The organism is Anaeromyxobacter oryzae, assembly GCF_023169945.1.
Lineage (GTDB): Bacteria > Myxococcota > Myxococcia > Myxococcales > Anaeromyxobacteraceae > Anaeromyxobacter > Anaeromyxobacter oryzae.
In genome coordinates this window covers 4,588,997-4,610,290 of the sequence record NZ_AP025591.1, presented here as the reverse complement: position 1 = coordinate 4,610,290, position 21,294 = coordinate 4,588,997, and the positions used below count along the sequence as shown (strand labels likewise).

Genomic DNA, 21,294 nt, shown 5'->3' with positions numbered 1-21,294 from the left:
AGGCAGAACGAGCGCTCCTCGGCGACCTCGGAGCCGAGGTCGCTCATTCGCAGCGGAGGAGCAAATGCCTGGCCATCGATCGTGGTGCGGCGCGCTGCTCGCCGTCGTCCTCGCCTACGCGAATGGCTGCTCGGGTGGTGGCGGCGGAGGCGGCGGAGGCGGAGGCGGAGGCGGAGGCGGAGGCGGAGCCACCGCTACACCCGATCCGGTCGACACCTCGCCTCTCACGTCAACGGGGACGATCGCCTACGTGAAGGGGAGCGAGCTGCACCTCGTCGAGCCGGACGGCTCGAACGATCACGTCGTCTGGACCACACCGCCCGTGCAGGGCGCTTCGTATACCGTCTCCGGCCCGGCGTGGCGCCCCGACGGCACCGAGATCGCCTTCGCGAGCGATCATGAGGAAGCGCTGTCACCCTATGAAACCGACATCTACGGAATCCGCCCGGACGGGAAAGCGCTGCGCAAGCTCACGAATGGGCCGACGCGCACGCGCCAGCTCACGTTCGCGAAGGGCGCGGTGCAGGTCACGGTGTCGAACCCGACGTACGACTCCGGCCCGTACTGGATCATCGTGCTGGGAGGCGAGGTGCAGATGGACGTCATCCCAGGCGGCAGCACCAGGACGTACACGTTCCGCGACGTCGCCGACCTGGGCGACGTGCGCCAGCCCGTCGTCGTCACGGACGGTCGCGTCCGGTTCTTCGGAACCGCGAGCGCCGACGTGAAGCCCGGCCAGACCGTCGACGCCGGGTCGATCATGCTCGCCGGCGGGACGCCGCTCGGTGCCCAGGAGCCGTTCTGGCGAAGCGATGCGTCGCGCGTCGGCTACAACTCCCCTCTCTGCAGCCTCGAGAGCATCGCCGCGGTGCCCTCGCCCGGCTGGTCGTACGAGCCGCTCGTCGCGACGGACGCGTTCTTCGGAACCTGTCACGGTGAGTGGGGACCCCCGGCGGCCGCTTCGGATCTGCTCCTCGTCGACTCGTCCCGGGGCGATGGCTTCGTCGATGTGCTCCGCCCCAGCGAGCACGCGACCACGAAGCCGGCGCCGGTCGCGACCTTCCGAGGCTTCTACGCGCCTGACGTCCACTGGGTTCCCGACGGATCGGGCTTCTACATCCTCTCGCAGTCGGACCTCGTGAGTCCCATGCAGATCTTCCTGTACACGTTCGCGACCGGGCTGACGGAGCAGATCTCGGACGTGTCGCTCGGGTACGACACGATCCGGCGGTTCAGCGTATCGCCCGACGGGCGGCGCATCGCGTTCGAGCGGACCGACGATCCATTCGAACTCATGGCCACTCGGACGGATCTCTGGATCATGGACCGAGACGGATCGAACCTGCGACTCCTCGCGACGGGCGGACGGCACCCGACGTGGAACCCGACGCGCCCCTGAACGCCTGACGCGTCGCCCACTATCTTTTTCCTGACGGGGCCGATTCCTCGGCGGAGATCTCGTTCAGGCGCCGTTCGAGCAGGGCTTTCTCGGGAATCGTCGGTGCGGCCGCAAGGGCGCGCTTCGTGTGCATGAGCGCGCGATCGCGATGCCCGCACCTTCGATGAAGCTCGCCGAGCGTCGCATCCCACAAGTAGAAACCAAGGAGCCAACCCGGCGCCTCGAACGCCTCGAGCGCGGCGAGGCCCACGTCGGGTCCCTTCCATTCGGCCAGCGCGATCGCGCGATTCAGGACGTTGAGCGGCGACGGAGCGACGCGCTCGAGCACCTCGTAGAGCCGAACGATCTCCTCCCAGTTGGTCTCGGCATACGAGGGCGCGAGGCAGTGCTGCGCCGCAATGCCCGCTTCGACGTGATAACGCGATACCGCCTCGCCGCGCGCGGATCGCATGAGATGATCGAGCCCGCGCTGGACGAGCTCGCGATCCCAAAGCGAGCGATCCTGCTCTTCGAGGAGCAAGAGGCCTCCGCATCCGTCCACGCGAGCGTCGAAGCGCGCCGCGTGAAAGCACATGAGCGCAACGAGCGCGTCCGTCTCCGGGAGCGCTCCCGATGGATCTTCCCTCAGCATGAGCGCCAATCGAAGCGCTTCGTCGCAGAGCTCGCGGCGGATCACACGATCGGGCTGCGCGGAGCTGTAGCCCTCATTGAAGAGCAGATAGAGCATGTGAAGGACGCCATGCACACGCTCCGGATCGATGCTCTGCACCTCCGCGTGCTCGCGTAGCCGAGCGCGGGCGCGCTGCAATCGCTTGTGAACGGCGTCTTCGCTCTGGAACAACCGAAGCGCGATCTCCTCGGTGCTGAAGCCGCAGAGTGTCTTCAGCGCGAGCACGAGCCGCGACTCGGGCGGGATCGCAGGATCGGCGCAGACGAAGAGCAGCCGAAGCACGTCGTCGTGGACCTCTTGCTGCGCATAGTCGGCGTGGACTTCGGCGAGGTAGCGCTCGTCTCGCTTCTCGCGACGAAGCTCGTCCAGCACGTAGTTGTGCGCGACCCGATAGAGCCACGCCCCTGGATTGTCGGGCAGCTTCGACGACCACGATTGCGTCGCTTGGAGGAGGGCGGTCTGCGCGGCGTCTTCGCAGAGCTCCATGCGATCGACGCCGAAGCGGCGCAAGAGAATGGAGACCAGGCGCCCGAGCTCCCGGCGGAACCAATGCTCTGGAAGCTCGGGCGTCGTCATATCAGAACGTCGTGATCTCGATGATCTCGACGCTCGTGAACATGGGGACCTCCTTGGCGATCCCGACCGCACGCGCGAGCGACTCGGCCTCGATGAACGACCAGCCCGCGACGATCTCCTTGCCTTCGACGTATGGTCCGTCCGTCACCGCGCCGGCCTTGCACACTGCCGATGTGCCGCCCGGCTTCGGGCCCGAGCGCGCAGGGGGCTGTTCGAGGATTTCCTTCGTGTGCTTGGCCATCCAGGACTTCCACTGCATGTATCCAGCCTGCATGTCGGCGGGAGAGGGCTGATCGCGCGGATCGGGTGACTTTCGGTAGAGAAACAGGAACTTCATCGTCGGACCTCCTGAATGACCCGCTCCATCGCAGGTCTGATCGGATGACGTCGGGAGATCCTCGAATGGACACCCCCTTGCTCATTTCTCGCACCGGAAACTCCGGGTGCCAGGCGTCCACCTCCATGAGCGGCTCGGCCCCACGGGGTTGACTCGTCCGCGAGGCAAGAGCGAGCAGCGAGTCATCTCGACATCGCCTGAACCAGAGCCTGGTCCGCTCGGCCGGCTGGTAGGCCATCTGGCGCGAGCGAATTCCCAGTTGAAGTCACATTGGACGGCAGTACCGCGCTTGCCGTCATCCTCGGTCCGTGACCCCGAACGCCAGGCGGTACGGGAGCGTGTCGTCGTATGCGCTGAGCATCCGGGACGCTTCGCCGCGTTCACCGCGCCGGCCGGAAGGTGATCCACCCCGCGGCGACGGCGGACATCGCCTTCATCAGCCTCGCCGAGACGAAATTCACGCCGGCCCGAGGGTCCGCCCGGACGAAGTCCTCCCCATCGTAGACGGCGTCGTTGAATCTGCCGCCCTCCACTTGAATCGACGGAACGACGGCGGGCACCAGCTCCCAAAGCGGACCGAGCTGCTCGGCGATAGCCGCATCGTGCTGCCGCTCCAGAATGTAGTCCTCGGGTTCGCCGGTCTGCGGATACTGCGGAGGCTCGTCTGCCGTTCGGTCCCAAGTGTGCCAGTCGAGGCGCACGATGCGGGCCTTCTCCACCGGCCGAAACACGAGGCCGGGGACCTCTCTCCCCAGGGCTCGGCGAACCTTGTCCGTCACGATCACGTCCCCGAGGCCGGGCAACGTCACCGGCGGGATGAACGGCCCGGTCCGTTCGAGCTGAATGCGCCCACCGCTCCGGCCCAGATGCCCTGACATGCCGTGAACGAGGATGGCGCCGTAGTCACCCCATGGCGCCTCGGCCTGGTCGAGCTCGTACATCGTCATCTCATCCCCCGCGGTCGCGGCGCGCCCCGCGCCGCTCGATCCGTCCTGATGCTGCCGAACGCAGCTCGCGGCGAAGAGCATGATGATCAGCCGGAGCGGTCGCATGGTGGCGCCAAGCTTACCCGGATTGTGGGTACGAGTCCGGGCAAGGGGCGATCAGTCGGCAAGTGACATCGACCACAGCGGCACCTCTGGGCAAGCTCCTTGCGGCGCTTGAGCTCGCCGCCCGGCGTCACCGGGGGAAGCAAGAGGCGTGGCGGCGGAAGATGCCCCAATAATGGAATGTCGAAATCCGGCTGCCGGCTCCGACTCGAGGGTGAAAGGAGCAGGACATGCGGAAGATCATCGTGACGGAGTGGATGAGCCTGGACGGCGTGGTGCAGGCGCCGGCCTACGCGAACGAAGACCCCAGCGGCGGGTTCAAGCACGGGGGATGGCATCTGCCGTACTTCGAGCCGGTAGCCATGAAGTGGGTGGCGCAGACCCTCGAAGGGGCGGGCGGGTACCTGTTTGGCCGCCGCACCTACGAGACCTTCGCGGCGTACTGGCCGGGCGCGCCGAAGGACGAGGAGGTGCTGTCGCGGCCGTTGAACGAGCGGCCGAAGTACGTGGCCAGCCGGACGTTGAAGGGCGAGCTGCCCTGGAACAACGCGCGGGTCATCGAAGGCAGCCTGGCAGCGCTGAAGGACGGAGACGGCGGGGACCTGCTGTGCATCGGCAGCTCCGCGCTGGTGCAGGCACTGTTCGCGCTCGACCTCGTGGACGAGCTGCGGTTGATCGTCGACCCCGTGCTGCTGGGCGGCGGAAAGCGCGCGTTCCGGGACGACGGCGTGCGGCGGCCGTTCCGGCTGGTGGAAGGACAACTCACCAGCACCGGCGCATTGCTGGCGACGTACGCTCGGGCATGAGGAGAGCCCCCTTGAGATACCTCCTGATGATGAACGTCCCCGGCCAGACGGCGTACCAGATGCACACGTGGCCCGAAGAAGACCTGCAGGCGCACTTCGCGTTCCTTCGCCGCTTCAACCAGAAGCTCGTCGAATCCGGAGAGCTGGTCGGCATCGAGGCGCTCACCGCCCCGGACCAAGCGAAGTGGGTGCGCGCCGGGAAGGACGGGCGGCCCGTCACCGACGGCGTGTTCCCGGAGACGAAGGAGTTCCTCGCCGGCTTCTGGGTGGTGGACGTGGAGAGCCCGGAGCGGGCGTACGAGCTAGCGGCGGAGGCGTCCGCCGCGCCGGGTCCGGGCGGCCAGCCCCTCAACATGGCCATCGAGGTGCGGCAGGTGATGACCAGCCCGGCCAAAGACCTCCTGTAGATGCACGAAGCGCTCTTGAAAGAGCTGGGGCCGCAGGTGCTGGCAGTGTTGCTGCGCCGCGAACGGGATTTCACGCTCGCTGAGGACGCGGTGCAGGAGGCGCTCATCGCGGCGGCAGTGCAGTGGAAGGCGCAGGGCATCCCCGAGAACCCGCGCGCGTGGGTACTGCAGGTGGCGCAGCGGAGGCTGGCGGACCACCTGCGCTCGGACGGCGCACGGCGGAGGCGCGAAGAGCAGGTCTTTGCGCTCAGGCCGCTCGTTGGCGAGGCTGCCCCGGCGCGGGACGACACGCTGGAGCTGCTCTTCTTGTGCTGCCACCCCGCGCTCACGGCGGCGTCGGCCATCGCGCTCACCGCGCGGGCGGTGGGCGGGCTAACCACGCAGGAGATTGCGCGCGCGTTCCTGGTGCCGGAGGCGACGATGGGCCAGCGCATCAGCCGCGCGAAGGAGACGATCCAACGGTCGGGCACCCCGCTCGCCGCTTCCGCTGACCGGCTCTCGGAGGTGATGCACGTGCTCTACCTGATGTTCAACGAGGGTTACACCGCGAGTGCCGGTCCGGAGCTGCAGCGGCCGGACCTCGCCCTGGAGGCCATCCGGCTCACCCGCATGCTCGAGGCGGTGTCGCCGGAAGAGCCGGAGGTGGCCGGGCTCCTGTCGCTGATGCTGCTCACCGATGCGCGACGTGCCGCCCGCACCGGGCCCAGCGGCGAGCTGATCCCGCTGGACGAACAGGACCGGTCAAGGTGGGACCGGGCGCTCATCAGCCAAGGCGTGCGCCTGCTCACCGCCGCGCTGTCGAAAGGGAGGGTGGGCGTGTACCAACTGCAGGCGTCCATCGCCGCCGCGCACGTGGAGGCCTCGCGCGCCGAAGACACGGACTGGACGCGGATCCTCGGGCTGTATGGGCTGCTGCGGCGGATCGACGGCAACCCGATGGTGGCGCTGAATCACGCCGTGGCGGTCGCCATGGTGCACGGGGCCGAGGCGGGGCTGAAGGAGGTGGACGCGCTGCCAGAGCTTGCCGGCCACCACCGCACCGCCGCGGTCCGCGCGCACCTTCTGGAGCGGGCCGGGCAACGGGACGCCGCCGCGAAATACTTCCGGAAGGCGGCCGCGCTGACGGACAGCGCGGCCGAGCGGGACTACCTGCTGCTGCGCGCGGCGCGGCTCGGACGTCCGACGAACGGCAGAGCGTGACGCCACAGCGCGTGGGTGCTCACGCCGGACCAGGAGATGGTCCGCGTCGACAGGGGGTCAGTCCTGACGATACCCGGGTGGCGGCGCGAAGCCGGGCAGGACCTGGGCGTTCAGGAGCGCACGGGCGATGGCGAGGATGCGCATCTCGGACCACCTGGGCCCCACGATCTGCACGCCGATGGGCAGCCCGTCCTCGTCGCGACCCGCCGGCGCGACGAGCGCGGGGAGGTCGGCCAGGTTGGCCATGGCCAGCACCGCTCCGTGGCCGAAGTAGTCCGCGAGCTTGCCGTCGACCGGGAGAGGCGTGCCCGGCTCGCAGTGAGGGAAGGCGGTGGTCATGCTGGGCGGCAAGAGCAGCGCGTCGAAGTCGCGGAAGAACGCCTCCCAGGCGGTGATGAAGCGGTCGCGCCGATCGAGCGCGGCGAAGTACCAGGCCAGCTCCTCGCCGCATCGCTCGGCGGTGATGGCCGAGATGAGCTCGCGGACGAGCAGGTTCGCGCCGTCCCAGTCGCAGCTGGGGAGCCGCTCCTCCACCCGGGCCCCCGCCCTCGCGGCCAGGGTCGCCACCTGCTCGACGTGCTTCCTCAGCGAGCTCGCCACGACGGCTCCGGGGACCGTCGTGGCGTAAGCGATCCGCAGGCCGGCCAGCCCGGCCACAGGCGCCCGCTCCAGCGGGATGGGCGCCACGTCGGTGTCGAGCCCGTCGGGGCCGGCGAGGAGCGACAGCGCGAGCTCCAGATCGTCGAGGTCGCGCGCCATGGGCGCCAGCGTCGAGAGGATCCGGACCGAGCGCGGTGCTCCCGGCGGGAGGCGGAAGAACCCGGTCATCGGGATACGGTGCTCGGTCGGCTTGAGGGCGTAGACGCCGCAGAAGTGGGCGGGCAGCCGGCTCGAACCGCCCAGGTCGGAGACGACCTCGAGCGGCGTCATCCCGGCGGCGACCGCCGCCGCGGCCCCACCGCTCGATCCCCCGGCCGTCCGGCCGGGGTTCCACGGATTGGAGGTGCGGCCGAAGAGGGCGTTGGCGCTCTGGTAGTCGGCCAAGAACGGCGCGACGTTGGTGTGGCCGACGATGATCGCCCCCGCCGCCCGGAGTCGCACGGCGACGGTGCCGTCGGCGTCGGCCGTACGTCGAAGACCTCGGTCCCCAGCGTGGTCCGCAGGCCGGCCACGTCGTTGCCGTCCTTGAGTGTGATGGGGACCCCGTGGAGCGGACCTCGAGGCGAGCCCTGCGCGAGCGCCCGGTCGGCATCGTCGGCCTGCGCGCGGGCGGCTGCGACGTCGAGCGACACGACCGCATTCAGCCCGGCGTTCCACCGCTCGATCCTCGCCAGATACGCTTCGAGCACCTCGCGGGCGGACCGCTCGCGACGCGCGATGCTCCTGGCCAGCTCCTTTGCCGAGAGCCAGCAGGGATCGGCGTTCCGGGAGGTCTGCTGCACCGTCGAAGGATCCGAGAGTTGCATCACGCTGACCTCGCGAGCTGGATGTGGAGCTCGGTGACGGGGGCCTGCGCCTGCCCCGGCCCCTGGCTCGGCCTGTTCCGGTAGAGCTCGTAGCTCGCTCCCTCGCCCATCCGATGCCCGCTCCGCGGGAGCCACTCGCCCATGAAGCGAGCCCAGACGTCCCCCAGCTGCGTGCAGCTGCCCACGTGCGCTGTGCAGGCATAGAGGCCCGCGGGTATCCGCTGAACGCGCATCCCTCCCGGCACGACGGAGCCGGGCGAGACGACGATGGCAGCGTCCGAGCGGAGGTCCGGCCCCGGCGTCATCTCGGGGTCGTCGTGGTACAGGGCGAGCATCGCCGCGTCCGGGCCGATGAGCTCCGCGGCGACGGCCAGCTCGCCGAGACGGGCGAACGCCTCCGAGATCCGGTTGTAGGGGCCGAGATGCCGCACGGTCGCGACGCGAAGCTCTGGCATCTCCTTCAGCTCGACCTCCAAGGCGGGTCCCATCTGGTCGAGGTGAACGGACGGTATCGACGCCTGCCCAGGCTGGAAGTGGATTCCCGACCGGGCGGCGAGCTCCACCTGGGTGGGATGGGCGCCGGCTGGACCCTCGGCGTGTCGCCGCTGCCTGAACTCGGACGGCGAGCAGGAATAGCGCGCGCGGAACGCGCGCGTGAAGGCCTCGTGCGTCTCGTAGCCCGCGGCGAACGCCACGTCGGTCACCGAAGAACCAGCGTGCAGCAGGTACCACGCGGCTCGCTCCAGCCTCAGCCGTCGCAGCAGCTCGAGCGGGGTCTCGCCCACCAGCCCGCGGAAGACGCGGTGGAAGTGGAAGGGCGACAGCGCCGCAGCGCGCGCGAGGCCCTGGAGGTCGAGCGCCTGGTCGAGATCCGAGGCCACCCGCTCGATCGCGCGCTGAACGGCCAGCTCGTAGAAGGATCGGGTCTCGGGCTTCATCAGGGGCAAACTAACGGACCGCCCTTGGCCGACGCTTGACGCCCCTTGCTGTTTCGGGCGAGGGCCCCACGTGGAGCGACCGCTACCCTCCTCCGGCTCCAGCGGCAGGAGAGACGCGGGCGGCGACGCACGTGCCAGGCGCGGGGCGGCGATCTCAAGGCGGGCAGATACCCGCTGCCGACCTCAGCTCCCGAATGGCGTCGTCAATTCCGTCTCGTTCGTGTCCACCACGAACACCGCGAGGAGCTTGGCCGGCTTCGTCTCGCTGGCATTGGCGCTGACACCGTGGCGGTCGCCGGGCAGCTCGGAGAAGCTCTGTCCCGCATGGTATGTCGTCACCGGTCCGTCATTGACCTGACTGCGGATCGAGCCCTCGAGCACCGTCGCGTAGATGAAGGCGGATCTGGGATGCGTGTGGCCCGGCGAGTAGCCGCCCGGCCCGTATTCGACGAGCACACCTTTGATGCTCTTGCCGGGCACGTTCGGCAGCTCGTGGTTGTAGACGACAGTCACTTTGGCGTTCTTCGACTTCGGCGCATCGGCGAGGAGGCTGCCGCACGGCACGGCGGCGATGAGCAGCGAACACAGGATGCGTTTCATTTGAAGACCTCTCCTTCCGTCGAGCAGGATCAGGCTGTTGCCTGGGAGCGGCGGAGCCATTCGTCGACACCGATGCGGCCGAGCCGCGCTTCGCCCAATGGCACGAGCGAGCGCTCCTCGATCCGGCCGCCGTAGTATCGGGCGTCGGGGTCACTCACGACGACACGCGGGTCGCCGACCGCCTTGAGATACCGGGCGACGATTTCGTTGAACGGTGCTCGTTCAGGGCCAGCGATCTCGATGATGCGGTTTCGCGGCGCCGCCAGTGCCACCTCGGCGACCATGGCAGCGACGTCGTCCGCTGCGATGGGCTGGAACAGGCTCGGCGAAATCCTGACCATGTTCCCATCCGCGCTTGAATCGGCGCTTGAATCGGCGATGGCGCGGAGGAATTCAAAGAACTGGGTCGAGCGGATGATGGTGAACGGGATACCGGAGGTCTCGACCAGTCTCTCTTGGGCGACCTTGGCGCGGAAATAGCCAATGTCGGGCGACCGATCATCGCCCACGATCGATAGCGTGACATGGTGCTTGACGCCGGCTGCGGCCTCCGCGGCGAGCAGGTTGCGGCCGGAGGCCTCGAAGAAGTTCAACACCGCCTTGTCTTCAAATGAGGGCGAATTGGCGACGTCGATCACCACGTGCGTGCCGCCCATGACCTCTTCGAGGCCCGCGCCGGTGATGGTGTTGACGCCGGTATCGGGCGCGGCGGCGACGACCTCCTGCGCGCGCTGTCGCAGAACCGCGACGGTCTTGGACCCGATCAATCCGGTGCCGCCGATGACCACGATCTTCATACCTATCTCCTGGTTTGTGGCCCGCACACTCCGTACTAGTAGAAGCTCACACTGCGATGCATCTCCTCGATGATTCGAGAACGGCTCACACGACGAGCGGAGCGTCCGTGTAACCTCCCCGCCTGCTCCCGATCTCGCATACGCACGCCGCATGCCGCTCTGATCGAGGCCTGCTGAGCCATCGCACGGGATGTTTTCCGGCGCGTTGAAGCGAGCGGCGCCAGCGGCGGCCCGTACCAACACGCCTCGCACTTGCTTCGCCGTGCCGAGAAGTGGGCGTTTTCCGAAAGGCGGGCACGCCGGGGCGCCCCGCACACGTTCGACGGCGACCCGCCCGATGGGCACTCGCTCGATCGGGCGGCGAGCGAGCACAAGCGGCAGGTACACGAGCGCGCGCACGTTCCGGCCTTGAATTCCGGGGCGGGCGGGCCGCCACCCCTTCTTGTTGCTCTCCGCACAAATGTCACGAATCCTCCACGCTCGCTCGATGGAACGTCGGCCTCGCGGCGCCTACGATCCACGCATGCGGCGCGCGAGGAGAGGACGTGAGCAACGGTCCCATCGGTCCCGGGACCCACGTCTGCCGCCCTCGCGCATCGTGACGTCGCCGCTCGCTCCGACTCGACGGCGCGGTGCTCGTCGTGCTCGGTGCGTGTCACGGCGAGCGGCCCCGGCTGGCGGGTCGCGCGGAGCGCGTCACCTCCGGTCGCCGTATCGACTTCTCGAGCTCCGCGCAGCTCGTCATGTTCCTGCGTCAATTCAAGTCCCTTTCGGATGGCGTGACGAAAGGAGAGGCGCATGCACGGCGTCGACACCGGGAGCGAGTTCCGGACGGTGGTACCCGTCGTCCCGTCTCACAGCGGGAGCGTCACACCCACGGATAAGTTTCAGCGGACGCTCGACCGCGTCACTCTGCGAATGGCGGGGGCGCTCGATCTGCGCGCGGTCCTGTCGGAGATCACGCGTGGCCTTACCGAGGACCTCGAGGCAGCGCTGGCGCGGATCTGGCTCATCGGTGCGGGCGATATGTGCACGCACTGTGCCCTGGCCGCCCAGTGTCCGGAGCGCAGCCGATGCCTCCATCTCGTCGCGAGCGCTGGTCTGTCGGAACGCCTCGACGGGATGTACGGCCGGATTCCGGTGGGAGTGCTCAAGGTCGGCGCCATCGCGGCGGCTCGCGAGGCGGTGTGCTCGAACTCACTGCTCGAGGATGCGAGGATCACCGACAAGGCCTGGGTGCGGCGAGAGGGCCTCGCCGCCTTCGCTGGATATCCACTCACGTTCGGCGACGAGGTCTTCGGCGTCCTCGCGATGTTCGCGCGTCGAGCGCTGACGGATCTCGAGTTCGAGCAGATCGCCGTCTTCGCTGCGCAGGCCTCGGCTGCCATCAAGAATGCCAGGCTCTTCGAGAGGGTCTCCCGGATGTTGCAGCAGCTCCAGACGGAGAACGCCTACCTCAAGGAGGAGCTGCGTCAGGGCATCGCCCACTCGAACATCGTCGTGTTTCAGCAGGATGCCGACCTGCGTTATCGGTGGATGTACAACCCGCAGAGCTTCATGTCCGAGGAGGTCGCCGGGAAGACGGACGCCGAGCTCTTCCCACCGGAAGTCGCCGCTCGCATGGCGGCTGCGAAGCGCCGCGTCCTGGAATCGGGCCAGGCGACGCATGACGAGCTGCGCGTGCCGCGGAACGGCGAGAGCACGCTGTTTCAGATCGACCTACACCCCTTCCGCGATGCGGCCGGAGCCGTGGTCGGCGTGACGGGCGTGTCGACCGACATCACGCGGGAGACGCGCGTCCAGCAGGAGCTGGCCCAGGCGCTCGCGTTTCGCGTTTCATCGCATCCGACGCTCGGCGGTGGTGAAACAGGAATTGCCACACTGAGGGTGGCCGAGCGGACGGCTGAGCTCGCGGCCGCCAACGAGGAGCTCCGGCGGGTAACGGATGCCATCCCGCAGGCGATCCTCGTCTTGGCGCCCGATGGGAGCACCGTCTACGTGAATGCGTTCGTGCTTGCTTACACCGGGCTGAACCTCGATGAGGTGAAAGCCGAGGGCTCCCACGAGAAGATCTTCCACCCTGACGATCTGGAGAGGGCCTGGCACGAACGTCAGATGGGCCTGTCACGCGGCGAGCCGTTCGAAACGGAGCTGCGCGCGCGCCGCAGGGACGGGCAGTACCGCTGGTTCCTCGTTCGGTACCACCCGCTTCGCAGCGAGAGCGGAGAGATTCTTCGCTGGTATGCAACGGCGACCGACATCGAGGACCGCAGACGGACCGAGGAGAGGGTTCGCATCGAGAACCTCGCGCTGCGGGACGAGATCGACCACTCGAATATGTTCGACGAGATTGTCGGCTCGTCCGAAGGACTTCGCCGGGTGCTCGCACGGCTGGCGAAGGTCGCGCCGACGGACTCGACCGTCCTCATCGTCGGCGAGACCGGAACGGGGAAGGAACTCATCGCTCGCGCCATTCACAAGCGCTCGAGCCGCGCGAGCCGGGCGCTCATCCGAGTGAACTGTGCGGCGATCCCTTCATCGCTGGTCGCTTCCGAGCTGTTCGGCCACGAGAAGGGCGCCTTCACGGGGGCGCTACAGCGTCGCGTCGGTCGGTTCGAAGCGGCCGACGGCGGTACGATCTTCCTGGACGAGGTCGGCGACTTACCAGCCGAGACACAGGTCGCGCTGCTCCGCGTGCTCCAGGAACGAGAGTTCGAGCGTGTTGGCAGCAGCCGCCCCGTGAGCGTCGACGTGCGCGTCCTCGCGGCCACGCACCGCGACCTGAGCGCCGCGGTCCAGGCGGGAACGTTCCGTGAGGATCTGTTCTTTCGATTGAACGTGTTCCCACTCGAGATTCCTCCGCTGCGCGAGCGTCCGGACGACATCCCGCTGCTCGTCGAGTACATGATCGAGCGCTACGCGAAGAAGGCGGGAAAGAGGATCAAGAGTATCGAAGAGGACACGCTCGAGATGCTTCGCGCTTACGCATGGCCAGGGAACGTCCGCGAGCTCCAGAACGTGGTCGAGCGTGCCGTCATCCTGAGCGACGCCGACACGTTCGTCGTGGACGACTCCTGGCTCAAGCGAGGGGCGAGCAAGGCGTCCCCGCCCGCCGCCTCCATCACGGGAACGCTCGCCGCCAATGAAAGAGAGCTCATCGAGGCTGCGCTGGCGGCGTGCAAGGGACGGGTCGCGGGGGCCGCTGGAGCTGCTGTACGGCTGGGAATTCCGCGGCAGACGCTGGATTCGAGGATCCGGGCCCTTCACATCGACAAATACAAGTACAAAACGTCCTGAGGACTGGCGATGTCGGCTTCAAGGGCCAGCGTGGCCGCAGCGCGCTCACCTTCGGCAATCGCCAACATTGCAGCACATGGGAGTGCAAGCACGGTGGGCTACTCAGTGAAGGGCGAGCTCATCAGGAAATCCACCGCCGACGCATGCTCGTAGCCAGGCACCAGGCGCTCTCCGAAATCCTGTCGTGGAGGCGAGCACTCGACAGCGAGCACTCGACACAAGGAGGCGACCGATGAAGGCGATCGTGGTGACGGACGAGGCCGCGGGAACGGCCGGGATGAAGCTGGTCGAGCAGCCCGAACCGCAGGCAGCGATAAACGACGTCGTCGTTCAGGTTCATGCGTCGGGATTCACCTCGGGTGAGCTGACATGGCCCTCGACCTGGACCGATCGCCTCGGCCGTGACCGGACGCCGTCGATACCCGGTCAGGAACTGGCCGGGGTGGTCACCGCCCTCGGCTATGGCACGACGGGGCTGTCGGTAGGACAGCGGGTGTTCGGCCTCTCCGACTCGTATCGCGGCGGCACCCTGGCGGAATATGTGGCCATCGAGGCACGCAACCTCGCGCCGCTGCCGGGCGACGTCGACTTCACGGTGGGCGCGGGCGTGGCGATGCCGGGCCTGACCGCGTGGCAGGGACTGTTCGTGCACGGCCGCCTTCAGGCGGGAAGAAGCGTCCTCGTGCACGGCGCGGCCGGCGCGGTCGGGTCGATGGTGACGCAGCTCGCACGAGAGGCCGGCGCCTATGTCATCGGCACCGGACGCGCCGCCGACCGTCAGAAGGCGCTCGATTTCGGCGCCCAGGCGTTCGTCGACCTCGAGAACGACGTCCTCGAAGAGGTCGGCGGAGTCGATCTGGTTTTCGATGTCATCGGCGGCGACATCCGGACGCGGTCCGCGCGCCTGATTCGAGCCGGGGGAAGGCTGGTGACCATCGCCGGCCCGACCGAGGCACGGCCCGCCGACGGCTTGACGATCGACTTTGTTGTCGTGTCCGATCGCGCGCATCTGGGTGAGATCATCCGGCGGGTGCGGGACGGACGGCTGCGGACGAACATCGGCAACATCGCGACCCTCGACGATGCCGTCGCCGCCTTCAATCCGACCGGGCGGAACAACGGGAAGACGATCATCCGCGTTCGTCCGTGAGCGACACGCGCCCGTCGATGCGCGCGGCCGGCCGGCGCGTCCAGATCGGCCGGCTGCGTCCTATCGGCCCCGCCGGGGGCAAACGGACATTTCCACCAAAGTGACACATGACCAAGGAGACAATTCCCATGAAGGCGATCGTGGTGACCGACCAGGCCGAGGGAACGGCCGGGATGAAGCTGGTGGAGCGGCCCGAGCCGCAGGCGGCGATAAACGACGTCGTCGTTCAGATCTACGCGTCGGGATTCGTCCCGACTGAGTTGGCGTGGCCCTCGACCTGGACCGATCGCCTCGACCGCGACCGAACGCCGTCAATCCCTGGGCACGAGCTGGCCGGAGTGGTAACCGCCCTCGGCTATGGCACGACCGGGCTGTCGGTGGGGCAGCGGGTGTTCGGCCTCTCGGACTGGTCTCGCGACGGCACCCTGGCAGAATATGTGGCCATCGAGGCACGCAACCTCGCGCCGCTGCCGGGCGACGTCGACTTCACGGTCGGTGCAAGCTTACCGATCTCGGGCCTGAGCGCGTGGCAGGGACTGTTCGAGCACGGCCGCCTTCAGGCGGGGCAGAGCGTCCTCGCGCACGGCGCGGCCGGCGCGGTCGGGTCGATGGTGACGCAGCTCGCGCGCGAGGCCGGCGCCTACGTCATCGGCACCGGACGCGCCGCCGACCGTCAGAAGGCGCTCGACTTCGGCGCGCAGGCGTTCGTCGACCTCGACAACGACGTCCTCGAAGACGTCGGCGGAATCGATCTGGTCTTCGATGTCATCGGCGGTGCTATCGGGAAGCGTTCCGCGGGCCTGATTCGAGCCGGAGGAAGGCTGGTGTCCATCGTCGGCCCGTCCGAGGCGCGGCCGGCGGACGGCCTCGCGATCGACTTCGTTGTCGAGTGCGATCGGGCCCAACTGGGTGAGATCGTCCAGCGGGTACGCGACGGACGACTGCGGACGAACATCAGCAACATCGCGCCCCTCGACGATGCCGTCGCCGCCTTCAACGCGACCGAGCGACGCCCGGGGAAGCAGATCATCCGCGTTCGTCCGTGAGGACCAGGGGGGAAGGCGCGCGGTTCTCCACTCCCGGATGGATCGTCCCTCCGACGTGGACTCCCGTGCCACCAAACCCGTTGCAGGGGGGTGGGCCACCTGCCTCGGTGCTGGGCTCGTCGGGTAGATGCGGCGGCGCGAGCCTCAACGTCGCCGATCCATCGAGCGAGTGCCATCCCGCGATGCGCGTGAAGGTGCGCGGGCCGCCCCGCCTGTGCCCGCCTTTCGGAAAACGCCGAGTTCTCGGCGCGACGGCGGCGGTGCGAGGGGGGCCCGGCACTTGGGCGCCGACGCGGGCCATCCGGGCGAGCATGCGCGCGGCAGACGGCGGGTAGACGCGCTGCCACGCCGAGCCGCACGCGTGCAACTCACCCGCGCTGCCTGGGTGATCGACGCTCGCACGGGTCGAGCGAGCGGTTGCCGTCGACGCGAGCAGGATTCCGCGTGCGCTCCGAGCGAGAGAGCGAAGACGAGCACGCTGGCGAGCGGAAGCGGAGCAGACCGGCGGGGACGGTCGCGAACGTCCGTCGACTCTGGCCCTGCATTTGCAGCTTCGCCGCAGTGAAGCTCGGGGCAAGGCGTGCCATCCATCCGAACGTCGTGATCCGATCGCGCGTGATTTACCTGAGGAGGAGGTTCCCATGGCTGCATCAGCTGCTACGTCGTCGCTCACAGCGCAACTCGAACGACGCACGCAAGCCTTCATCGACAGCCTCGCCGGCGCAAAGCCGCTCTACACGCTCTCACCCGACGCGGCCCGCGACGTGCTCGCCGACGCTCAGAAGTCCGTGCAGGTGACGCTCGCGCCCGCGAGCGTCGAAGACCGCGTCCTCAAAGTCCGGCCGAAGGGCCGCACCAACATCCGCGTGTACCGCCCTGCAGCGACCGGAGGCGCCCTGCCGGCCGTGATCTACACCCATGGAGGCGGCTGGGTGCTCGGCGACCGCGACACCCATGACCGCTTGGTCCGCGAGCTCACCGTGGGAGCAGACGCCGTCGTGGTGTTCGTCGACTACGACCGCTCGCCCGAGGCCCGTTACCCGGTGGCCGTCGAGGAAAGCTACGAGGTCCTGAAGTACGTGGCCCAGCATCCCGAGGAATTCGGCGCGGACGCCAGCCGGATCGCGATCGCGGGCGATAGCGTCGGCGGCAACATGACCGCCGCGGTCGCGCTGCTCGCCAAGGAGCGCAAGGGCCCCGCGATCCGGGCGCAGCTGCTCTTCTACCCGGTGACCGACGCCTCGATGTCGACCGGCTCATACAGCCAGTTCGCCGAGGGTCCGTGGCTGACGAAGAAGGCCATGGCCTGGTTCTGGGATCAGTATCTCCCCGACGTGACGAAACGCGCAGACATCCATGCTTCGCCGATCAACGCCACCTCCGAGCAGCTCAAGGGGCTACCTCAGACGTTGCTCCTCGTCGACGAGAACGACGTCTTGCGCGACGAGGGCGAGGCGTTTGCGCGGAAGCTTGCGGCAGCGGGTGTGACCGTCGAGTCGGTCCGCTACAACGGCACCATCCACGACTTCATGCTGCTCAACCCGATCGCCGAGACGCCCGCCGTCCGCGGCGCCGTGGACCAGGCCTCGGACTATCTGCGCAAGGTCTTCGCAGTCCACTGAGCACCACCTCACGCGGCGTCTGGATGAGGAGATAGCGCATGACGGAAGGAAGCTTCAGAGGCGTCGGCGGCATCAAGATCTTCACGCGCGAGTGGCAGCCGGCGGGCAAGCCGCACGCCGTTGTCGTCATCTCCCATGGATTGAACGCGCACAGCGGCCTGTACGAATGGGCAGCCCAGCAGTTCACATCCAACGGGCTCGCCGTCCACGCGCTGGATCATCGCGGCCGTGGCAGGTCCGAGGGCGAGCGCTTCTTCGTCCAGAAGTTCTCGGACTGGACGACGGATCTCGCGACGTTCATCGACAAGGTCAAGGCGCGCGAGCCGGGCCTGCCGGTGTTCCTGCTCGGTCACAGCGCCGGCGGCGTGATCGCCTGCGGCTACACGCTGGAACACCAGGACGAGATCGCGGGCCTCATCTGTGAGGACTTCGCGTACCAGGTGCCGGCGCCGGACGTCGCGCTGGCGATCCTCAAAGGGGTCAGCCACGTCGCGCCGCACGCGCACGTGCTCAAGCTCAAGAATGAGGACTTTTCGCGCGACCCGGCGGTCGTGGCGGCGCTGAACGCCGACCCGCTGATCGCCAACGAGTCGCAGCCGAGCGAGACGGTCGCCGAGCTGGTGCGCGCCGACCAGCTGCTCAAGAAGAGCTTCGGGCAGTTCACCCTGCCGCTCCTGATCCTGCATGGCACCGCCGACAAGGTGACGAAGCCGAGCGGCAGCAAGGAGTTCTACGACAAGGCCGGCTCCAGGGACAAAACGTTGAAGCTGTACGAAGGGCACTTTCATGATCTGCTGGCCGACGTCGGAAAGCAGCAGGTCATGGCGGACATCCAGGCCTGGATCGACGCGCACATCGGCACCGAGGACACCGCTCGCCCGGCGCGAGCTGCGCACCTGAAGAGCGACTCTTCCGCAGCGCAGCACGAGCCGTAGCCCGGCAGCGCCCGACGGACCGCGACCTCGATCGTCCGGCCACACGCATCCCAAATCCGCCTTCATCTGCGCGACCGTGCTCGAGGCGGCGATCCGTAGTCAGGTCAACGACGGACCGGTGATGACCTACGAGGCGGGGCAGAGCTTCTCCGAGCCGCAGAGCGACCGCCACGGCGCAATCCCGCGTGAAGAAGCAAGAAGACACGGGAGGTCTTGCACGATCGGAACGGAGGAGACGGATGAGGACTTTCAGCGCCGTGCTGTTGAGGCTCGCTCTCGGGCTCTCGTTCCTTTCCGCGGTGGCAGACCGCTTCGGCTGGTGGGGATCGTTCGGCCAGAGGAACGTGGCGTGGGGCAGCTTCGCGAGATTTGTTGCATACACCGCGAGGCTGAATTGGTTCCTGCCGCAGGCGATGATCCCGCCGTTGGCGGTTCTCGCTACCTGTGTCGAGCTCTTGCTCGGTCTTCTTCTCGTGGTCGGCTGGCAAACGCGGATCGCCGCTGCGTGCAGCGGGATCCTCCTGATCACATTTGGCCTGTCGATGACGGCGGCGCTGGGGCTGGAGGCGCCGCTCAGCTTCTCCGTCTTCTCGGCGGCTGGAGGAAGCCTGCTTCTGGCAACCTGTTCATCGTTTCCGTACAGCGTGGACGAACTGCTCGGGCGGGCCGCGACGCTACCTGAAGGCGGTAGGCGACTCGCGTGACGTTGCGAGTGAGGAGCTAGCCGGCCACACCAGCGGCAAGCCGCCCCGGGCGGACTCCGCCCAGTACGAAGACGCGTCGTTCGCGTCAGCCTCGTCGCGGAGCAGCGAACGGAGGTAACGCAGCGCCGGCGGCCCGAGCGCACGGATGGCCTCGGTCGCGGCGTCCGCGTGCGCGCCCGCGTCGAGTAGGGCCGCCGGGTTCGCACCCGCTCGTCGACCGATGCCGTCATGACCACGCGTCTCGGACCCGCGCCACGGATTCCGCGGGGGGAGCCGCCGCCGTGTGACGAGCCGGCTCATGCGGCTCGACTAGGACAGGTGAAAACCGGCCAAGCGTGGACGGGTCAAAACCGGCCAACGGCCAGGACCCACTGAACCGTCGCGATCACCCGCAGAACACCGTGCTGGGTGACGGCGACCTCGCCGCACGACGAGGAACATGCCGGGGCTGACCTGGCGGTTCGTAACCAGGCGTCTTCACGTGGGCGAGGCCGTATCCCACCTCGCGCACGGCGACACACAAGGCGCTCAACGTCGTCTGCGGGACGTTGCGCTACAACGCGCGCGAACGCTTGCGCAGCCTGGCATCGAGGCTCCACGGCCCCGCGCCGGCGGCCGAGAGGTATAGCCACACGAAGCAGAACAGGACTGCCGGGTGACCGTTGTTCACGACCGGCCAGAAGCCCCGTGGCGCGTGGCCGATGAAGTACACGAACGCCATCTCGCCCGAGAGCAGGAACGCGACCGGTCGGGTGAAGAGGCCGACGAGGATCAGCGCGCCTCCGAAGGCCTCGAGGACGCCGGCGACGCCGGGCAATGACGCGAGCGCCGCGGTTCCGCCGCCTGGCATGATGGCGGCGGGGAACGCGAACAGCTTGGCGGTGCCGAACTGTACGAGCAGGAAGGCGGCGACGATCCGGAGCGCGCTCAATAGGTAGGGCGCGCAGGTGGACCACCGCACGATGACGTTCTTCTTGTCCATGATGCCTCCACCATTCGTTACGGCTTGCCGGCTGAGAATGCGGTCTCAGCCGCCAGGTGCCGGCTCCGGCCGCGGGCCATGGCGACTGCCGGGATCGCGATCCGGACGACGACTGGCCCGCGACGCAGCTCATCGCCGCGGACGAGCGGCGCGGTCCGCGGTGGGGCGACGTCTCGGCGCCCGCCCCCCGCGGACCGCGATAACCGCGATTACGGATGAGCTTCACCAGCCGCGAGACGCCCTACCACTCGTCCTTCGCCTGCGCCATGCTGGCCTCGAGCGCGCTCACGCGCGATTGCGCGTAGCTGCGTAGTCCAGCGTCCGCGCCGCGCTCGAGCTCGGCGCGATGAAGCGCGAGCTCCCGCGTGTGCACGTCCGCCACGGCCTGCTCGAACGCTTCGTCGAAGGAGCTGTCCGACAACGTGGCGAGGCGGTCATAGACCTGGTTGTCCTCGGTCGACGGATGATTTCCCGTCGCGATGGCGCGCTCTCGGGCCAGGTCGGCGAGCTGTGCGCTCAGGGCCGAGTGCCGCTCGACCATGGTGCGTGCCATCTGCTTGACCTCGTTGGAGCTGCCGCGCCGCTGCGCGAGCTGCCCCAGGGCGAGCTCCGCCTGGTTGATCGTCTGCGCGCTTTGCGCGTAGGACCGTTCAGCAGGCGTCGCCCGGACCGCCTGCTCGACCGCGCTCGGCTCCTGACCGGCATGCGCGGCTCCGGCGGAGATCAGCATCGCAGCGCCACCGGCCACCATCTTCTTCCAGTACCGCATCGTGTTCTCCCTTCGAGGAGGCCGCCCGAAGTGGTGCGGCCGTTCATGGAGCGCAACGCCGGCCGCGTCGAACCGTTCCATCCGGAGTCCAGATCTCACCGAGCCGGTTCATGGGCGGCACCGGCGGAAACGATCGCGAGGAAGGTGGTGGGGCGTCGGGAGAAGGCGGCGCGGAGGCACCGCAGATACGTCGCGAACCCCCATAGCCGGACGATGGTGAAAGCGTGCGTGACGACATCTCTGCTGGTGATGAGGCCCTTCATGTCGGTGCCTTCCGGGCAGCGGGTTCACCGTGGCGAACGCCCGCGCTCGAGTCACCGTTCCTGCTGCGGCCGCATGGAACGGTTCCGCCCCTGTCGGCGTTGACGGGGTGAGACGGGGCACGGCATCCCTCGTGGAGCGCTCCTCGCGAGGAGGGGCGCACGAGGCCGAGACGTGAGAAATGGCAGCAATGGAGCCAAGGACGTGGAGTCGCGATCCTGCACCGCGGCGCGGACCGTAGCGGCGACTCCGCCCGCCTGACCTCGGAGCTCGTGAACTATCA

General features: G+C 68.2%; 20 protein-coding genes and 1 pseudogene. 10 read left to right on the top strand and 11 right to left on the bottom strand.

Annotated features, from left to right (window positions below; genetic code table 11):
* The first annotated feature begins 250 nt into the window (after positions 1 to 250).
* Complete coding sequence (locus AMOR_RS20225; protein WP_248353555.1) at positions 251 to 1,399, top strand: TolB family protein; 1,149 nt, start codon at positions 251 to 253, stop codon at positions 1,397 to 1,399.
* A 19-nt stretch (positions 1,400 to 1,418) separates the two neighbouring features.
* On the opposite strand, the gene AMOR_RS20220 is transcribed toward AMOR_RS20225, so the two are convergent.
* From AMOR_RS20220 to AMOR_RS20210, 3 genes are all read right to left on the bottom strand, one after another.
* Positions 1,419 to 2,645, bottom strand: coding sequence for an RNA polymerase sigma factor (locus AMOR_RS20220; protein ID WP_248353554.1), 1,227 nt, complete (start codon positions 2,643 to 2,645; stop codon positions 1,419 to 1,421).
* 1 nt (position 2,646) lies between these two features.
* Positions 2,647 to 2,982 (bottom strand): YciI family protein, encoded by a 336-nt coding sequence (locus tag AMOR_RS20215; protein ID WP_248353553.1) that lies wholly within the window; start codon positions 2,980 to 2,982, stop codon positions 2,647 to 2,649.
* A gap of 380 nt (positions 2,983 to 3,362) precedes the next feature.
* Positions 3,363 to 4,034: a hypothetical protein gene (locus AMOR_RS20210; RefSeq protein ID WP_248353552.1), complete on the bottom strand. Its 672-nt coding sequence runs from the start codon at positions 4,032 to 4,034 to the stop codon at positions 3,363 to 3,365.
* Between the two features lie 227 nt (positions 4,035 to 4,261).
* Here AMOR_RS20210 and AMOR_RS20205 point away from each other — a divergent pair, with 227 nt between their 5' ends.
* The 3 genes from AMOR_RS20205 to AMOR_RS20195 are packed head-to-tail and all read left to right on the top strand — an operon-like array spanning position 4,262 to position 6,444.
* Positions 4,262 to 4,837, top strand: coding sequence for a dihydrofolate reductase family protein (locus AMOR_RS20205; RefSeq protein WP_248353551.1), 576 nt, complete (start codon positions 4,262 to 4,264; stop codon positions 4,835 to 4,837).
* A gap of 11 nt (positions 4,838 to 4,848) precedes the next feature.
* Complete coding sequence (locus AMOR_RS20200; RefSeq protein ID WP_248353549.1) at positions 4,849 to 5,244, top strand: YciI family protein; 396 nt, start codon at positions 4,849 to 4,851, stop codon at positions 5,242 to 5,244.
* On the top strand, positions 5,245 to 6,444 hold the full coding sequence (locus AMOR_RS20195; protein ID WP_248353547.1) for an RNA polymerase sigma factor: 1,200 nt from the start codon (positions 5,245 to 5,247) through the stop codon (positions 6,442 to 6,444). It begins immediately after the preceding gene.
* A gap of 57 nt (positions 6,445 to 6,501) precedes the next feature.
* On the opposite strand, the gene AMOR_RS20190 is transcribed toward AMOR_RS20195, so the two are convergent.
* From AMOR_RS20190 to AMOR_RS20170, 5 genes and pseudogenes are all read right to left on the bottom strand, one after another.
* A complete protein-coding gene (locus tag AMOR_RS20190) occupies positions 6,502 to 6,978 on the bottom strand; it encodes an amidase family protein (protein WP_248362568.1) in 477 nt (158 codons plus the stop codon).
* A gap of 51 nt (positions 6,979 to 7,029) precedes the next feature.
* A pseudogene (locus tag AMOR_RS20185) lies at positions 7,030 to 7,910 on the bottom strand (amidase); the annotation flags it as partial.
* Positions 7,910 to 8,848, bottom strand: a complete 939-nt coding sequence (locus AMOR_RS20180) for an AraC family transcriptional regulator (protein WP_248353546.1) — start codon at positions 8,846 to 8,848, stop codon at positions 7,910 to 7,912. The pseudogene AMOR_RS20185 and the gene AMOR_RS20180, both read right to left, overlap by 1 nt.
* A gap of 183 nt (positions 8,849 to 9,031) precedes the next feature.
* The gene (locus AMOR_RS20175; RefSeq protein WP_248353545.1) at positions 9,032 to 9,448 is read right to left on the bottom strand and encodes a cupin domain-containing protein; all 417 of its coding nucleotides are present in this window, start codon (positions 9,446 to 9,448) and stop codon (positions 9,032 to 9,034) included.
* A gap of 29 nt (positions 9,449 to 9,477) precedes the next feature.
* Positions 9,478 to 10,245, bottom strand: coding sequence for an SDR family oxidoreductase (locus tag AMOR_RS20170; RefSeq protein ID WP_248353544.1), 768 nt, complete (start codon positions 10,243 to 10,245; stop codon positions 9,478 to 9,480).
* Between the two features lie 798 nt (positions 10,246 to 11,043).
* Here AMOR_RS20170 and AMOR_RS20165 point away from each other — a divergent pair.
* From AMOR_RS20165 to AMOR_RS20140, 6 genes are all read left to right on the top strand, one after another.
* A complete protein-coding gene (locus AMOR_RS20165; RefSeq protein WP_248353543.1) occupies positions 11,044 to 13,542 on the top strand; it encodes a sigma 54-interacting transcriptional regulator in 2,499 nt (832 codons plus the stop codon).
* 232 nt (positions 13,543 to 13,774) lie between these two features.
* Complete coding sequence (locus AMOR_RS20160; RefSeq protein ID WP_248353542.1) at positions 13,775 to 14,692, top strand: NADP-dependent oxidoreductase; 918 nt, start codon at positions 13,775 to 13,777, stop codon at positions 14,690 to 14,692.
* 128 nt (positions 14,693 to 14,820) lie between these two features.
* The gene (locus tag AMOR_RS20155) at positions 14,821 to 15,738 is read left to right on the top strand and encodes an NADP-dependent oxidoreductase (RefSeq protein ID WP_248353541.1); all 918 of its coding nucleotides are present in this window, start codon (positions 14,821 to 14,823) and stop codon (positions 15,736 to 15,738) included.
* 641 nt (positions 15,739 to 16,379) lie between these two features.
* Positions 16,380 to 17,360 (top strand): alpha/beta hydrolase, encoded by a 981-nt coding sequence (locus AMOR_RS20150; protein WP_248353540.1) that lies wholly within the window; start codon positions 16,380 to 16,382, stop codon positions 17,358 to 17,360.
* 38 nt (positions 17,361 to 17,398) lie between these two features.
* Positions 17,399 to 18,295, top strand: a complete 897-nt coding sequence (locus tag AMOR_RS20145) for an alpha/beta hydrolase (RefSeq protein WP_248353538.1) — start codon at positions 17,399 to 17,401, stop codon at positions 18,293 to 18,295.
* Between the two features lie 185 nt (positions 18,296 to 18,480).
* Positions 18,481 to 18,999 carry a DoxX family membrane protein gene (locus AMOR_RS20140; protein ID WP_248353536.1) on the top strand — a complete coding sequence of 173 codons (519 nt, stop codon included), beginning with the start codon at positions 18,481 to 18,483 and terminating at the stop codon, positions 18,997 to 18,999.
* Positions 19,000 to 19,552: 553 nt separating this feature from the next.
* On the opposite strand, the gene AMOR_RS20135 is transcribed toward AMOR_RS20140, so the two are convergent.
* The 3 genes from AMOR_RS20135 to AMOR_RS20125 all read right to left on the bottom strand — a co-directional run bounded on the left by AMOR_RS20135 (position 19,553) and on the right by AMOR_RS20125 (position 21,013).
* Entirely contained in the window at positions 19,553 to 19,981 is a 429-nt protein-coding gene (locus tag AMOR_RS20135) for a DoxX family protein (RefSeq protein ID WP_248353534.1), read from the bottom strand.
* Between the two features lie 241 nt (positions 19,982 to 20,222).
* A complete protein-coding gene (locus AMOR_RS20130) occupies positions 20,223 to 20,750 on the bottom strand; it encodes a DUF4142 domain-containing protein (protein WP_248353533.1) in 528 nt (175 codons plus the stop codon).
* Positions 20,751 to 20,845: 95 nt separating this feature from the next.
* Positions 20,846 to 21,013, bottom strand: coding sequence for a hypothetical protein (locus AMOR_RS20125; protein ID WP_248353532.1), 168 nt, complete (start codon positions 21,011 to 21,013; stop codon positions 20,846 to 20,848).
* Positions 21,014 to 21,294: the final 281 nt, after the last annotated feature.

Coding starts and splice junctions, on each gene's coding strand:
- AMOR_RS20165 (WP_248353543.1), top strand. CDS start 11,044: ATGCACGGCGTCGACACCGGGAGCGAGTTCCGGACGGTGGTACCCGTC.
- AMOR_RS20160 (WP_248353542.1), top strand. CDS start 13,775: ATGAAGGCGATCGTGGTGACGGACGAGGCCGCGGGAACGGCCGGGATG.
- AMOR_RS20205 (WP_248353551.1), top strand. CDS start 4,262: ATGCGGAAGATCATCGTGACGGAGTGGATGAGCCTGGACGGCGTGGTG.
- AMOR_RS20210 (WP_248353552.1), bottom strand. CDS start 4,034: ATGCGACCGCTCCGGCTGATCATCATGCTCTTCGCCGCGAGCTGCGTT.
- AMOR_RS20150 (WP_248353540.1), top strand. CDS start 16,380: ATGGCTGCATCAGCTGCTACGTCGTCGCTCACAGCGCAACTCGAACGA.
- AMOR_RS20220 (WP_248353554.1), bottom strand. CDS start 2,645: ATGACGACGCCCGAGCTTCCAGAGCATTGGTTCCGCCGGGAGCTCGGG.
- AMOR_RS20145 (WP_248353538.1), top strand. CDS start 17,399: ATGACGGAAGGAAGCTTCAGAGGCGTCGGCGGCATCAAGATCTTCACG.
- AMOR_RS20175 (WP_248353545.1), bottom strand. CDS start 9,448: ATGAAACGCATCCTGTGTTCGCTGCTCATCGCCGCCGTGCCGTGCGGC.
- AMOR_RS20130 (WP_248353533.1), bottom strand. CDS start 20,750: ATGCGGTACTGGAAGAAGATGGTGGCCGGTGGCGCTGCGATGCTGATC.
- AMOR_RS20135 (WP_248353534.1), bottom strand. CDS start 19,981: ATGGACAAGAAGAACGTCATCGTGCGGTGGTCCACCTGCGCGCCCTAC.
- AMOR_RS20180 (WP_248353546.1), bottom strand. CDS start 8,848: ATGAAGCCCGAGACCCGATCCTTCTACGAGCTGGCCGTTCAGCGCGCG.
- AMOR_RS20155 (WP_248353541.1), top strand. CDS start 14,821: ATGAAGGCGATCGTGGTGACCGACCAGGCCGAGGGAACGGCCGGGATG.
- AMOR_RS20215 (WP_248353553.1), bottom strand. CDS start 2,982: ATGAAGTTCCTGTTTCTCTACCGAAAGTCACCCGATCCGCGCGATCAG.
- AMOR_RS20195 (WP_248353547.1), top strand. CDS start 5,245: ATGCACGAAGCGCTCTTGAAAGAGCTGGGGCCGCAGGTGCTGGCAGTG.
- AMOR_RS20170 (WP_248353544.1), bottom strand. CDS start 10,245: ATGAAGATCGTGGTCATCGGCGGCACCGGATTGATCGGGTCCAAGACC.
- AMOR_RS20125 (WP_248353532.1), bottom strand. CDS start 21,013: ATGAAGGGCCTCATCACCAGCAGAGATGTCGTCACGCACGCTTTCACC.